A 15,287-nucleotide genomic window follows, 5' to 3' on the forward strand; every position below is an offset into this window, starting at 1 on the left:
ATGAAAATCTTATCCGTCACGTTGCAGAACCTAAATTCACTCAAAGAAAAATGGACGATTGATTTTACCGCTGACAAATTTGCCAACAACGGTCTGTTTGCGATCACAGGCCCAACCGGAGCGGGTAAATCCACAATTTACGATGCCATTTGCTTAGCGCTCTATCACAAAACACCACGGCTCTCTGTATCGAAGGAAAGCAATGAACTGATGACGCGTGGCACAGCAGAATGCTTAGCTGAGGTTGAGTTTGAAGCCAAGGGCAAGCGTTATCGAGCGCATTGGTCACAGCGCAGAGCGCGGGGGCACGTTGATGGGAATTTGCAGAGTCCGTTGGCGGAACTTGCCGAAATCACAGCCAATGGCGCGAATATCATAGAAAACAAACTTTCAGCGGTGCGCAAAGCTGTTGAAGATATCACACGACTCGATTTTGGTCGCTTTACTCGTTCGATGATGCTTGCCCAAGGCGCATTTGATGCCTTTCTGACCGCCAAAGAAAATGATCGCGCGCAATTGCTTGAAGAAATGACCGGAACAGAAATCTATCAAAAGATTTCACAGCGCGCTTTTGAGCATGCGAGGGAAGCTAAGCGCCGCACAGAATCGATTGAAGATCAAATATCGGGCGTTGATTTGCTGGATGCGCAACAACTCGAATTGACCCAACAAGAACTGGTGCAGAATGAAACAATATTAAGTGCACATAAACAGCTGCACCAGCAACTTGAGCAGGAGCGCCAATGGCACCACAATGTTGCTCAAGCAAGCGCTGAGTTAGAACAATGTGAGCAAGAGCTGGCGGCGGCGAATCAAGCCGAAAGGCTGGCACAAAGCGAATTACAGAGCCTCACGTTAGCGGAGCCTGCAGCAAAGCTAAAACCTTACGATAAGGCCGAGCAAGCGGCATTTCAACACAAAACCGACATTGAACAAACGCTAGCGACAGCCACTCGTGAGCAAGCCAAGTTGAGTCAACAGCAGCAGCGAAACCAAGAGGACTTAGCGCTACATCAGCAAGCCCTTGAGACTGCTGTTGCTGAGCAAAAACACTTAGAGACGTTACTCGCTGAGCAAATCGAGCCGCTCGATAAGCAACTCATCGCCTTGCAAACTCAAGTAAAAACGGAGCAAGAGCAAAGTCGGCTTCAGGCAGAAAATATCGAAAAATCCGAGGCTACGTTAGCGTCTGAATTAAATGCTGAACAGCACGATCAGCAAACCTTAGAACAACTTAATCAGTCGTTGCAGAGCCGGGCTCATGATGCTCATTTAACCGAGCGCCTGCCGGTGATCCGCCACCAGATCGAGCAATGGCGCCGTGCAGAGCAAGCGCGAAGTGAAGTAGAAAAAAAAGTAGCGTCAAGCAAAGCGCAGCAACAGCAAGTGGCGGAAAGCCAAGCGGATACCGAACACAAACTTGAAGCGCTCCAAGCTGAAGCCACTGAGATTGACAAGCGCAAACAAGAGGGAGCAAACCACTTAGCGCAATTGTTAGGCGAGCATTCAGAAAGTCAGTTGCGAGCTAAGCAAGCCCAATTAGTTGAACAACGTACTTTGCGAGAGGCACTGCAGCGTGAACAGCAAAGCTACTTGAATAATTCTGCCCTCTATCAATCTAAATCGCTGCAACAGACCCAATTCACTCAGAAAATAGAAGCATTAACCACTCAAGTGGCGCAAGCAAATGAAGCGCTGGAGCATGAGCGAAGCATTTATCGTAAGTTGCAAGAGCAATTGCGGTTAGAGCAAAAAATTGCAGACTTAGAATCGCATCGTGCGCAATTACAACCCGATACACCGTGCCCGCTGTGTGGAGCGCTTGAACACCCACTTGCAGATCCTAATAATCTTCCTGCTGTTGCTGATACAGAATTGCAATTAAAGCAGCTGCAACTGCGAGGTGAGCAGTCGTCAGAGTCGCTCAAAGCGTTAGAAATTGAGCTCAGCACCGGACATCAACAACTTGCTGGTTGTCAGCGCGAATTGCAGCAACTTCAACGTAACCTAGATAGCAGCCTCGAGAATTGGCGAACGCTTATTGACCAAGCGAGCTTGTCGTTTCAGATTGCTGATCAAAATGAATTAACTCAATGGCTAACAGAACAAACAAACGCAGAAAAGTCGCTGGCCGAGCTAATCGAATCAATCGACAATGCCAATGCGAACATGTCTAAGGTTGAATCCAACCACCAACAATTATTAGTTGATCTAGCATCACAACGTGGCGCTCAGCAAACTCAGCAGGCTGAGCGAGCGGGCATTACCCTGCAGCTTAATGACTACCAATCCAATGAAGAAAATTTGGTTTCAACGGTGCAGCTTGCGCATACCGAGTTGTTAGGTTCGCTCGAATTGACGAATCGGCAGCCACCAGAGTTGGCCAAGGCGGACGATTGGCTAGATGAGTTAAAGCAAGCCGAAGCTAACTACAACGCCTTAGTTGTTGATGCCAAATTGCTGCAAGAACAAATAACGACACGCCAACATCATATCGTTCAACTGCAACAACAATTGGTGAGCGCAAAAAGCTACCTAGATGCTAAAAAAAGAGCTCTGGAGCCTTTGCTACGGCAATTAAACGAGCTCAATGATCAGCGTTTCTCACTACTAGCACATGATAAGCCAAGTCAACGACGTACTCAGGCAGAGCAGGTGGTTAGCGCCGCTCGACAACAATCGAATGAAGCCCAAAATCGCCATCAAGACGTTGCTCAGCAGCAAAAAGAAGTAGAAGGGCGCTTGCACCAACTTCGTGAAAGCCTATTGAAAGCGAATGACAATCATCAAGTTGCAGCAAATCAGTTTGAACAAACGTTGGCGGCAAGCCCCTTTGCTAACCGGCAAGACTTTTTGCAAGCGCAAGTAATGGATGATGAGCTGACGCGGTTACGCGACTTGAAGCAAAATCTAGACAAGTGCAAAGAATTGGCAGTAAGACGCCAACAAGAAGTGGCCAATAAGGTTCAATCACTAACGGAGCAACGAGTCTCAGAACAGTCCACAGAGCAAGTGACTGGACAAATAGTTGAGCTAAATCAGCGCATAGAAGCTAAGCAACAACAAATTGGCGCGATCCGTCAACGCCTCGATCGAAACAAAGAGCAACGAACCCGTCACCAAGGCTTACTCGACGAATTAGAATTGCACAACAAAGAGCTTGCACACTGGGAGCACCTGAATAGTCTCATCGGATCATCCCAGGGTGATAAATTTAGAAAATATGCGCAAGGGCTAACGCTAGGGCACTTGGTGTACTTGGCCAACCATCATTTACAAGCACTTGATAAGCGCTATCAGTTAACGCGGCGTAAAGACGAAAACTTGGCCCTTGCCATTATCGACACATGGCAAGCTGACAATGTTCGAGTGGTTGAAACTCTATCAGGTGGTGAGCGCTTTTTAGTGAGCTTGTCGTTGGCATTGGGCTTGTCAGACCTAGTGAGCGACCGTACTAGCATTGATTCCCTGTTTTTAGATGAAGGCTTTGGCACCCTTGATAGTGACACGCTTGATGTGGCGCTAAATGCACTAGATAACTTGCAATCCTCGGGCCGCATGGTGGGCATTATTTCCCACGTGCCGGCTCTAAAGGAACGCATCCCAACTCAAATCGTCGTGAGCAAAGGCGCAGGGGTGGGCTACAGCAAATTAGAGCGAATTTATGCAGCATAGGGAAAGTTAACCAATGGGAGATAATCTCGCTAATTTGTACTGCCACCCGGCTGATGCGAATATTCGTTATCGTGGGAGAACGTCAAGGTACTGTGACAAAGATGGCTGGTGTTATGTATTTACCAAGGACAATGACCACGTTCAGCGGCTGGCTTCTAACAGAACTGTTCAAACGCGCAACGAGTATGATGAGTGGCAGGCATTCAGAGGTGAGCAGCTTTCTGACTCTGACGATAATATTTGTGAAGTTGCGTTCTGAGGCTTACCTGAGATGCAGGGCTGGTCGACTCAAAAATGGTAATCCACTACCCCGTTCAACCATTAGTGTTACTCTTGTTATTTGAATTAGGGGTTAAAAATGTTGAGTTCCAAGCGTTGCAGTAAAACACAAAGGTGAACCTAAGAAGTTGGTAAAACTAGGAATGACAACAGTAGTACAGGAAAAGCAGATAAACACTTCGTCGCTACCATCGGTGATGATTAACACTGCCTTACTGGGCTATGACTATGACATCCAAATAATGTCATGGACCGAAGGTCTAACGGCATACCAGCGCAATCCAAGTGGCTCGCTTACACAAATTGACGGGGGCGTAGGAGTGGGGCTTACCTTTATTGATGAAGGGAATGATAAAACCCGTTGGATGTCTTCAATTCCTGATGGTCTCTTAGAGCAGACAGCTTTATTTCCTGAGCATCAACTCCAAATGCTTTGGCTTGCAGCAAACAGTAAGAACGCCGAAGACATCTTGTTAGTTCGTCCGTTTATGTTAGCCATGATTTGCGAGAGCTATAGAACCGATAACCAAAGCGCGTTGAGGCTTGCCAGGCTTGGTCAGCGCCAGCTCCTTGCAGAGCTGGGCCTTGCATCTACCAAAGCTGCTTTGAAGTTCATCGATAAATTGACGCTTACTTTTGAAGGAGCGAACGAAATTTATCATGTGATGAGAATGCTCAATGCAACAACATGCTTTTTCAAGCGTTTTAGCCATTACACTTCAGTCAATTTTGCCTGTTTATCTTTGGATAATACCCACCCTTTTTTGACCGGCACGCACTTAGGGCGTACTCTTGCCGAAACCAACAATGCAACTCGACTCAGATTAAAAGTCGTTCTGGTAGATACACTATTGCTTGGACAAGACATAGGTCTCGCGGATCCATTGTCGGTGATTGTAAACCTCACTACATATGACGCGCTGCAAAACTTGCACGATGAATGGGTGAGGCGGAGAAATCTGATACGAGCCGAACAAAGAAAGCCAATTGATGCTGATAAGCCATATCCTGTTTATTTTTGTTCCGCGCCTGATATAGAGCCGATTGTTGATTATTACGACTTATGCAAAGAGGGCGACGAAATGTGCCACTGTGTTGCGGTTTACCATAACCGCATTGCACAGGGCCGTTACATTGTTCTTCGCTTGAGTCAGCCAGAGCGGATGACTATTGGGATAAAAATCGACCCAAATAAACAGTTCCCGTATGAGATTGACCAGATCTCAGGACTCAAAAATAAAATCCCTTCCGAAGATACTCGTAAGAAGGTTTTCGATTGGTTATTGAACGAGCGAAAAAATTATAAGCTTTTTAAGAGAAACTAAGTACCAGTGACTATATATGTCACGTTTATAGGTTGGAGTAATTGCTGGTGGCGAAACAAAAAGAATTAACTAAGTGATGGCGAACCCATTCTTTACATCAATGAGTTAAAGTACATTAAAGTTGATTTTTAGCTATGTGTACTGTGACAGAAGTTCGGGACAGATCGTGACACAGTCACGATGGGTTAAGGTCAAAATCAGCCGTTTTTTGAATAAAAATTCATTTTGCAGAAAGCGGCATTTGGCACCATTTGTCACGTTGGCGTCACGGAAGTATTTTGCCGCATTTCAACGTAAACGCATTAGCAGTGCCCAAAGGTGCTGTGTAGGGACGAGCGCAAGCGACCTAAAAGATTTGTTATCAGTCAGATAGCAAAAAGCCAGCTCGAAAGCTGGCTTTTCAAAATTCTGGTTGCGGGGGCCGGATTTGAACCGACGACCTTCGGGTTATGAGCCCGACGAGCTACCAGACTGCTCCACCCCGCGACACGGGTGTGTTGAAGAGGCCGAGGGCCATTCTTCTCATCAACGTGCGTTGATGCTGGTACTACTGTCGTTGTTTGGTTGCGGGGGCCGGATTTGAACCGACGACCTTCGGGTTATGAGCCCGACGAGCTACCAGACTGCTCCACCCCGCGACAACGGCTGCGCATGTTATAGATAGGGGCCATGCTTGGCAAGCCTTTTTTCAATTATCTTACAGTCAGCAATTTCGCTATAATCCCGCCATCTTCATTGGCGGAACAAAACTTGTGCATCAACTATTTGCTACTTGCAGCCTTGGCTTGGAACATCCTCTTGAACTTGAACTAGCTGGTTTCGGCGCACAAAACATTGTGCCGCGCCAAGGTGGCGTATCTTTTAGTGGCGATCTTGAATGTATCTATCGCACTTTAATGGGTACGCGTACAGCGAGTCGCTTGTTCAAAACACTGGCAGAAGGTGTGATCAAGACTGGCGAAGACATTTCAATGCTCGCTTATCAGCAAGATTGGTCAATGCTACTGCCAACCAATAAGCCATTTACGATTGAGTTTGTGGGCAGCAACCGCGAGATCCGCAGCTCGAGTTATGGCGCCCAGTGCGTAAAAGACGGCATCTTCAAACAATTAAGTGATGAGGGATTTGCTCGACCGATCATCGATAACAAAAATCCTTACGCCGTTGTAAGAGCACGCCTGGGTGGCAATAAAGTTAACTTGTTGTTGGATTTAACCGGTGACAGCTTGCACCAGCGTGGCTATCGCACAGAAGCCGGTGAAGCGCCCCTTCGAGAAACCGTTGCCGCGGGCATGGTATTAAGAAGCGGTTGGTTGAAAAACACCGAACAAACACTATTCGATCCGATGTGCGGTGCCGGCACCATACTTATCGAAGCGGCGTGTATGGCGGCTGGCTCAGCGCCAAACGCAGATCGAGATGAATTTGCAATCCATAAATTACCGCTGCACAACAGCGCATTATGGCAAGAAATTCAAACAGAAGTAGCAGTACGTGGCCGCCGCGGTTTGAACAAAGCCGAATTTAAATTGGTCGGCAATGATTCCCATCCAGAAGCAATCAAGCGCGCCAAAGCAAATGCCGAGCGTGCCGGTGTTGCTCACCTTATTGAGTTCAAGCAACTCTCGCTGGCTGACAATCCGCTTTCGCAAGGTGAAGCTGCATTCCTACTGAGCAACCCGCCATATGGCGAACGCCTTGGCGATGAGGCTGAGATTATTGCGCTGTATTTCCAATTGGGTAGCCGTTTACGTTCGAGCTTTTCTGGCAAAGCGTTGTTGTTAACTTCGGCTGAAGATTATATTCCGGCGTTTAAATTACGTAGTGAACGCGCCTGGCAGGTGATGAACGGTAAGCTGGAATGCCAACTGTTGTCGTTTTCTGTCAAAGCTCAGGCAAGTAGTAGCGATGCGATTGGTATTACGCCATCGGCTAATGAGTTTTCCAACCGCCTTAGTAAAAACTTGGGGCGACTAGATAAATGGGCTGCTCGCGTACCAACTGATGCATATCGGGTTTACGATGCCGATTTGCCTGAATACAACGTGGCCATTGATCGCTACTTAGATTCTGTGGTGATCCAAGAGTATGCGCCGCCAAAAGATATCGATCCTGAAAAGGCGCGCCGACGCTTACTTGATGTGGTGTTGTTGACGCCTAATTTAATGAACGTATCACCCGGCAATGTGTTTTTAAAAACGCGCCGTAATCAATCGGGTAGCGAGCAGTACCAAAAAGTGTCAACACGTAAAGCGTGGCAGGTTGTGCATGAATATGACTGTGCCTTTAAGGTCAATTTATCGGATTACCTCGACACAGGGCTGTTTCTTGATCATCGCATTACCCGACATGAATTTGCCAAACTGGCCAACGCTAAACGCTTTTTAAACCTGTTCTGTTATACCGGATCGGCAACAGTTCATGCCGCGCGTGCCGGCGCCGCTTCAACAGTGAGCGTGGACATGTCGCGTACTTATTTGGATTGGGCGCGAGAAAACCTCGCGATCAACCACTTAATCGCGCCACAGCATAAGTTTGAGCAATCTGATTGCTTTAAATACTTACAACAAACGACTCAGCGGTTTGACGTTGTATTTTGCGATCCACCAACCTTTTCAAATTCAAAGCGGATGAAAAACACGTTGGATGTTCAACGCGATCATGTCGAATTGCTGCGCTTGATTGATAAGGTGCTGTTGCCAGAAGGCGTCATTATGTTTTCCAATAACTACCGCCGCTTTAAGTTAGACATCGAAGCGATTGAGTCCATGGGCTACAAGGTTGTTGATTGGAATCGTAAAACATTGCCGGAAGACTTTAAGCGAAACCCGCATATTCACCATTGCTGGTTGCTGGAAAAACAAGCCTAATGTTTCGTCTTTACGAAAGTGATGGGTGTCACCTGTGCGAGAATGCCAAGCAACTTTTGGGGGCAACGGCAGTTGTTCTCGAGGGCTGTGAACTGATCGATATCGCTCACGATCCTATGTTGATTGAGCGGTTTGGTCATCACATTCCGGTATTAGAGCACTCGGCCACGCAACAATTGTTGTATTGGCCTTTTGATGAAGTATCACTAGCAACTTGGTTATCAGGGCTAGCGAATCAAACCAATCAGGCATTATGACGTTAATTAATATTCAACAAGCGCAATTGGCTTTTGGCCATATTCCGTTGCTTGACCAAGCGGATCTGCAAATCGCAGCCAAAGAGCGACTTTGTATCGTTGGCCGTAATGGCACCGGTAAGAGTACGTTACTAAAAGTAATTAATGGCGATCTGCAACTTGATGATGGCCAGCTTCAATTTATTGGAAGCCCAACGGTTGCTTATTTGCCGCAAGATCCACCGAGTCATCGCCAGACCCAAGTGATCGATTACGTGCTTGAAGGCAACCCCGCATGGCGAGAGCAATTGCATCAGCATCAGCAATTAACCGATCGCTTAACTGCTGGTGAAGATGTGATGAACCAGCTCGATCGATTGCAGATCGAGATGGAGTCGAGTGGTGCATGGCAAGCCGAAACAAATGCACGCCAGGTCATACAGCGTTTAGAGCTCACACCAAACACCCGCTTAGATGAATTATCGGGGGGTTGGTTACGCCGAGCAGCATTAGCTCAAGCATTGGTATCAAAGCCAAGTATCTTGTTGCTGGATGAACCGACCAACCACCTTGATGTGGACACCATCGCCTGGCTCGAGCAATTTCTAAAAAATCTTAATATAACCTTGGTTTTCATTAGTCACGATCGGGCGTTTATCCGCAATATGGCAACGCGCATCATCGATTTAGATCGCGGTATCTTGACCAGCCACCCAGGTAATTACGATCAGTACGTAACCAACAAAGCGAAATTACTCGAAGAAGAGCAGCGCCATAATGCTGCCTTTGACAAAAAGTTAGCTGAAGAAGAAACCTGGATTCGCCAAGGGATTAAGGCGCGCCGTACGCGCAATGAAGGGCGGGTGAGGGCACTTAAAGACCTTCGCCAACAGCGACAGCAACGTATTGGCCAACAAGGTCGTGCACGTGGCTCTATTGCCCAATCTGATGCCAGCAGCAAGGTTGTGTTCGAGTTAACCGATATTACTGTTGCGCAAGAGTCCCAGCAATTGGTGCGTTCGTTTAGCTCAATTGTACAAAAAGGTGATCGAATTGCCTTGGTCGGGCCAAATGGCTGTGGTAAATCGACACTCATCCGCACGTTACTTGGCACGCATGAAAATTATCAAGGCACCATTAAACGCGCGCAAAATATTGCCGAAGCCTATTTTGATCAACATCGGGCTCAGCTACCGCCAGAAATGACCGTTTCCGACTTTGTTGGCGATGGTAAGCAAAACTTAGACATCAACGGTAAAAGCCGTCATGTTTTGGGTTATTTACAAGACTTCTTGTTTAGCCCAGCACGCGCTCGTTCGCCCATCTCGGCATTGTCTGGCGGCGAAAAAAACCGCTTGTTGTTAGCAAAATTATTCTTAAAACCGAGTAATTTGTTAATTTTGGATGAACCAACTAACGATTTAGACATCGAAACACTTGATTTGCTTGAAGAGCTGGTTGCCGATTACCCCGGCACCATTTTGTTGGTAAGCCACGATCGAGAATTTGTAAATCGTGTTGCGACCAGTTGCTGGTTATTTGAAAGTGACAGCCAGTTAACTGAAATTTACGGCGGATTCAAAGAGATCCAGCAGTACCTTGATAACAAGGTGGCAACACAACCGACAAATGTTGATAATACGAAACCGGCAAAAAACGCCAAACAGCCCGCGAAAAAGCAAAGTAATAAGCTTTCATACAAGTTAAAGCTTGAACTGGAAACATTGCCCGATAGAATCCTAGAGCTTGAAACAGAGGTTGAGCGATTACAGGGCATCGTGAATGATGCGGATTTCTTTACTCGATCTCATGAACAAACCGAACCAGTGCTCAACGAGCTCGCTGAAACGGAACAAGCGTTAAGTGAATCTTACGAGCGTTGGGAAGAGTTAGAAGCGCTAGAAAATAGTAGCAAGGAATAATATGAAGCAGTTGCGTCGTTGCGTTACACCCCTGTGTGCCGCCGTTTTATCAGCCATGACCCTCAATGCCAACGCGGCCCTATATCGAGTCATCGAACTGACCGTTAGTGAAGACGGCGAAAATAATACTTATGCCCTTGATGCAACCAGCCCCAATGCCGATGAAGGTGTGGTTGTTGGTGTTGGTACTGCGATTACCGAAACATCTGATGGTGACTTGGATGGCGGGGACGATGAAACCAATCTCGCCAGCGATAATTTAGGCGAGTACGACCTAAATGGTGATGGCGATGATGAAGATCTCGTTGACGATCTAGAAGATTGGATGCTGCGTTACATGAGTGACTATCAGCAAACCTATGTTGCTATGGTCAATGACTCACTCATGGAGTGGGAACGCGTTAACGTTTGGGACACCATCAACCCAGAAGATGGCGAATACCGCGGCACGACCAATGACTATTTCTTTGGCGTAAATGACAAGCGTGTTGCCGTTGGTTATGGCTCTGCGCCTTATTACATCTTTCGTTATGAAGATGAAGATACTCACGATGAGACCTACTCGATTATTCGAGATTTCGCCAGCCGCGGCTTTGTTTATGAAGTAGGTGACGACGTTGATGGTGAACGAATCGAGCTGACACCGGAAGAATACGAATATGGCGGATTAAGTGGCGCCTATGACATTAGTGATTCCGGTATTGCAGCGGGTTACTCCTCTGTGCGTTTTGTTGAAGGCGCTCACGACAACCACGACTCGTGTATTTATGATGAAAACCTTCCAGAAATTGTATGTGATTACCGCGTAGCCAATGGTTATTACGGTGACACTTATCATATTGAAGCGTATTTATGGCAGCTCGATAGCAACGCCAATGTGATTCAAACACGTGCGTTAGGCCACCCGATTGAACTAGATGATGATGTTGAGTTGCAGTTGGTGTCGCAGGCTTTTGCTGCCAATGACAACGGTTATGCTGTCGGTAGTTCTGATAACTACATTGATACGGAAAACCCAAGCCTTTACAACTTGCGTGAATATGCGGCCATTTATACCCAATACAGTAAAAATGATATTGGTATTTTGGATATCACCGACCGCAATATGTACCCGGCGAATACCGTCAGCGAGACAGTGTCTCGTGCAACGGATATCAACAACAATAACATCGTGATTGGTTATGCCATTCGCTACATCAACACCAGCTGGCGTACCAAAGCGTGGTATTACGACATCAGCTCAAATTCACCTGAAATGATTGAATTGCCTTCATTCTTTGAAAGCTCGTCAATGACCGCTAAGTCCATTAACGATTATGACATGGTCGTTGGTGAGTTCGAATGGGAGCCGCGCCCAGGTGGCGTAACTCGTCGTCGTCACGGTTACTTGTATGACATGCGTTCAGATAACTTTGTTGACCTGAACGACGCCATTGAATGTACCGATCAGTTCGATATTGTTGAAGCCAATGTCATTCGCAATGATGGCGTTATTTTAGCGACTGCGACGACGCAACAGAGCATTTTGGATGAGAATGGCGATCCAATTTTCGACAGCAATGGCGATGAGATAACCACCACGGTGGCGCGAGCCATTGCGCTTGAGCCAATTGATGGTGGCGATTACGACAGTTGTAGCGATGCTGATGAAGCATTCCCTGATAATGAGCGAGAAGGCGCCAGCTTTGGCCTGTGGAGCTTGTTGTTACCGGTGGCTTGGTTCGTTCGCCGCCGTTATACCCTTTCGCGATAAAAAATCAGTTTTTTAATCGTAAAAAATCTTTAATAAAAAATTCATCCAATCCAGCCTGTTAGCGAGAGTCAAGTACTAAGCTAACAGGCTTTCCTTTGACCTTTTCCTGAAACTCTATAACTCTTAGTCATGAAGCTACGGCTTCTACTTTGATTGGCAGAAAGAGGAAATAAGGATGAAGCGACAAAAGCGCGATCGTTTAAACCGGGCTCAGTCCCGCGGCTATCAAGCCGGCGTTTTAGGACGTTCTAAAGACAATTGTCCATATCAATCTCTCGATAACCGTTCAAGTTGGTTATTCGGCTGGCGAGAAGCCATGACTGAGCGAGCTGACGGACTTTTCCGCTAACGTGATGCGCTAGTGTCATTTTTTTAAAGCCATAAAAAACGCCCCTGCTTTTGGGGCGTTTCTCTTTTCTAAGGCCGCAATATTAATTGCAGTCGCTTAGAAGCCTGATGTGTCAGTGAACAAGCCCACTTTCAAATCAGTTGCAGTGTAAATAACTTTGCCATCTACATCGACTTTACCGTCGGCCAAGCCCATCACTAATCTACGGTTAATGGTACGCTTGAGATCGATGGTGTAGGTCACCTTTTTAGCCGTTGGCAAAATCTGACCGGTGAATTTAACTTCTCCAACCCCAAGTGCACGGCCTTTGCCTTTCCCGCCGGTCCAACCGAGGAAAAAGCCAACCAACTGCCACATGGCATCTAAGCCTAAGCAACCTGGCATCACAGGATCGCCAGGGAAGTGGCAATCAAAGAACCAAAGGTCGGGGGTGATATCTAACTCAGCGATGATTTGGCCTTTGCCGTATTCACCACCTTCGTCGGTAATAGTTACGATGCGATCAAGCATAAGCATGTTGGGCGCAGGAAGTTGCGCATTGCCTGGACCAAACATTTTGCCATGGGCGCAATCGAGCAGATCTTGCTTTTCGAAAGAAGCTTGCATGATGTTCCTGTTGTTACAGCGTCATTAAAGTCGGCAAAGATTAGCGAACAGTTGTACGCTAAACAAGTCCGATCACGGGTAACTAATGACTTAAGCCAATTAATGCTGCCAAACTGTACCAATATCCGGCAATTAGGCAGCGCCGATCAGAATATTTAAAGCTCGCCGCGCCACCATTGGCGCAATACCTGAAGTAGGTTTAGGTTAGCTGATTCATCTGGGTCTGCCAGATCGAGCAAGCGCCGTTGCACCTTACGGAACACTGTATCTTCAGGAAAACGTTGGCGCTCATCTTCTTGTCCAACCCCAGATGGCACGCCAGTCAATATTTCAACGGCATCAGCAACGTGAGAAACGCCCTTAATCAGTAGCTTTTTACTCGCGATTGCTTCAGCAACGTTTTGGGTTGGGTTGAATTGCAACAAATTCGATTTGGGCATGACAATGACAAATTGTTGCTCTGGCGCTAAACGGCTGGCAACGGACCAAAAGCCATCCACTTTTTCGTTGATGCCACCAATGGATTGGACATTGCCAAACTGATCGATGGCGCCTGTTACCGCCATATTTTGATGGACAGGGATCCGACTTAATGCGCTCAGCAATGCAATCAGTTCAGCCAAAGAAGCGGAATCGCCATCGACTTCGTAGTAAGACTGCTCAAAGACAATATTGGCAGACAAATGAAGTGGGGCGTCTTTGGCAAAAATTTGGGTGACGTAAGCCGCTAAAATCATCGTGCCTTTGGCGTGAATATTACCGGCGAGTTCTGCTTTGCGTTCAATATCCACAACGTCGCCGTCACCATAATGAACACTTGCGGTTATCCGTGCTGGCTCGCCATAACAGACGTCGCCTACATCAACCACCGTCAGTCCGTTTACTTGGCCAACCTTTGCGCCAGTGACATCCAGCAACATACTGCCATCAACAAAGTCTTGATAGCTCGACTGTGCTAAATCACTGACTCTGTTTCGGCGATTGGCTAAGGTGGCCTCAACGGTGGTTGCGGTTATGACAGACTGGCCCGCGTTGTGTTTTGCTTCACGAATCAAACCACGTAAATGGCCACTGTTAAGGGAAACGTATTCGTTATGCTCAGCCCAGCGAGAAGCTGTTTTTGCCAACCGCTGGAGCCCATCCATATCAAATTGCGCGTGTTCCAATTCAGCTAATGATTTGAGGTAGCCTAGGTATTCTGGGCCTAGTTTTCGATGGATTCGATCCGCAAGCTCGACGTGCAATGGCGCGACCGTCGCTAATCGTGGATAGCATTCGCCAAGCGCGAACATATCTTGCGCATTACCTTGAATGACGATGGTACTGCGCAGCGGCGCATTCGGTAGTGATGGCAGTGGATGCTTTTGAGTTGGCACAAAAGGCATTGCAATGACGCCGCTGGCCATGGTCGTGATCAGCGCATCATTAAGTGTTTGGTTAGCCAACAACTGAGCGGCATCAATAACAATAAGCTGGCGTTCAGAGCGCCACAGCAAACCTGCTGAGAAATGCCACTGCTCGTCGCTGTAGCTTAGGTGCCCAAACAACGCCGCTGACGACAACGAATCACAGTAATGATCAATTTCGGCTTCCGGAGCTGCTTGCTCTGTCAACGTACCTTGGTTGCCATCAAAAGCAATACTTAGGGCGGTCGGCTGTGGGTTAGCAGAAATCTCAAGGTGATTGACTAGGCACGTTAAATCGACGCCAACCGGGACGACTGCCCGTAGATGCATGGCGGATTCAAAGGCGGTTGTCGCACTGGCAACAAATTGATCTTGACCGTAAGTAAGTGGCTGGGCAACTGCGTCATCAAATGGAGAAGGGCCGTAACAAAGATCGGTCATTCAGGGGTTCCTACAGGCGTCACTGCATGTTCTTCAAGCCACTGCAATACAGAGGCTTTGTGGAGCCCGTAGTGGGGCTTTGTGATGGTGGTAATCAACAAGGTGTCGCGCTCGTTTACATAAGGTTTAAATTTCAAAAATACCTGCGTCGGGCTCTCGTCCGTTGCAATCGCAACAGCACCTTCACCAATCATGCAGAACGGATACAACTTAATGACCTTAATCACTGCTACATAGTCTGGATCGCTGGTTGTTTTATCCAAGCGAAATGTCACAAGTAAGGCTGCCATATGTTTGTTCCAATTAAAGCGAGTGACCTAACGGCCAATTTCAAAATGGCAATAATGCCTAATTATGAAAGAGATAAAAAGAGAGGCTGTCACGAAGTAGATGTTTGTTGCTGTTAGCGTGTAACAACGCGCTAA

At 47.2% G+C, this 15,287-nt stretch carries 10 protein-coding genes and 2 tRNA genes; 7 read left to right on the forward strand and 5 right to left on the reverse strand.

Annotated elements, in window-relative coordinates; all coding sequences use genetic code 11:
• Both K0504_RS04650 and K0504_RS04655 read left to right on the forward strand, forming a co-directional pair.
• Entirely contained in the window at positions 1 to 3,675 is a 3,675-nt protein-coding gene (locus tag K0504_RS04650) for an SbcC/MukB-like Walker B domain-containing protein (RefSeq protein WP_220102992.1), read from the forward strand.
• A 422-nt stretch (positions 3,676 to 4,097) separates the two neighbouring features.
• Positions 4,098 to 5,279 (forward strand): PcfJ domain-containing protein, encoded by a 1,182-nt coding sequence (locus K0504_RS04655; protein ID WP_220102993.1) that lies wholly within the window; start codon positions 4,098 to 4,100, stop codon positions 5,277 to 5,279.
• A 409-nt stretch (positions 5,280 to 5,688) separates the two neighbouring features.
• On the opposite strand, the gene K0504_RS04660 is transcribed toward K0504_RS04655, so the two are convergent.
• Both K0504_RS04660 and K0504_RS04665 read right to left on the reverse strand, forming a co-directional pair.
• A tRNA-Met gene (locus tag K0504_RS04660) sits at positions 5,689 to 5,765 on the reverse strand.
• A 75-nt stretch (positions 5,766 to 5,840) separates the two neighbouring features.
• Positions 5,841 to 5,917: transfer RNA gene (locus K0504_RS04665), tRNA-Met, on the reverse strand.
• 114 nt (positions 5,918 to 6,031) lie between these two features.
• On the opposite strand from K0504_RS04665, the gene rlmKL reads away from it, so the two are divergent.
• The 5 genes from rlmKL (at position 6,032) to rmf (ending at position 12,409) form a co-directional block, all read left to right on the forward strand.
• Positions 6,032 to 8,149: a bifunctional 23S rRNA (guanine(2069)-N(7))-methyltransferase RlmK/23S rRNA (guanine(2445)-N(2))-methyltransferase RlmL gene (gene rlmKL / locus K0504_RS04670; protein ID WP_220102994.1), complete on the forward strand. Its 2,118-nt coding sequence runs from the start codon at positions 6,032 to 6,034 to the stop codon at positions 8,147 to 8,149.
• Entirely contained in the window at positions 8,149 to 8,406 is a 258-nt protein-coding gene (locus K0504_RS04675; RefSeq protein ID WP_220102995.1) for a glutaredoxin family protein, read from the forward strand. Before rlmKL ends, K0504_RS04675 begins: the two co-directional genes overlap by 1 nt.
• Positions 8,403 to 10,307, forward strand: a complete 1,905-nt coding sequence (uup, locus tag K0504_RS04680; RefSeq protein WP_220102996.1) for an ATP-binding cassette ATPase Uup — start codon at positions 8,403 to 8,405, stop codon at positions 10,305 to 10,307. Before K0504_RS04675 ends, uup begins: the two co-directional genes overlap by 4 nt.
• Before the next feature lies 1 nt (position 10,308).
• Positions 10,309 to 12,060 carry a DUF3466 family protein gene (locus tag K0504_RS04685; protein WP_220102997.1) on the forward strand — a complete coding sequence of 584 codons (1,752 nt, stop codon included), beginning with the start codon at positions 10,309 to 10,311 and terminating at the stop codon, positions 12,058 to 12,060.
• A gap of 175 nt (positions 12,061 to 12,235) precedes the next feature.
• Positions 12,236 to 12,409, forward strand: a complete 174-nt coding sequence (rmf, locus tag K0504_RS04690; RefSeq protein ID WP_220102998.1) for a ribosome modulation factor — start codon at positions 12,236 to 12,238, stop codon at positions 12,407 to 12,409.
• A 96-nt stretch (positions 12,410 to 12,505) separates the two neighbouring features.
• Here rmf and fabA read toward each other — a convergent pair whose 3' ends face one another.
• The 3 genes from fabA to K0504_RS04705 form a co-directional block, all read right to left on the reverse strand.
• Complete coding sequence (gene fabA / locus K0504_RS04695; protein ID WP_220102999.1) at positions 12,506 to 13,015, reverse strand: bifunctional 3-hydroxydecanoyl-ACP dehydratase/trans-2-decenoyl-ACP isomerase; 510 nt, start codon at positions 13,013 to 13,015, stop codon at positions 12,506 to 12,508.
• A 155-nt stretch (positions 13,016 to 13,170) separates the two neighbouring features.
• Positions 13,171 to 14,862: a Lon-insertion domain-containing protein gene (locus K0504_RS04700; protein WP_220103000.1), complete on the reverse strand. Its 1,692-nt coding sequence runs from the start codon at positions 14,860 to 14,862 to the stop codon at positions 13,171 to 13,173.
• Entirely contained in the window at positions 14,859 to 15,152 is a 294-nt protein-coding gene (locus K0504_RS04705) for a hypothetical protein (RefSeq protein WP_220103001.1), read from the reverse strand. The genes K0504_RS04700 and K0504_RS04705 overlap by 4 nt, the downstream gene beginning before the upstream one ends.
• Positions 15,153 to 15,287 lie beyond the last annotated feature (135 nt).

The organism is Neiella holothuriorum, from assembly GCF_019457915.1.
GTDB classification, from domain to species: domain Bacteria; phylum Pseudomonadota; class Gammaproteobacteria; order Enterobacterales; family Neiellaceae; genus Neiella; species Neiella holothuriorum.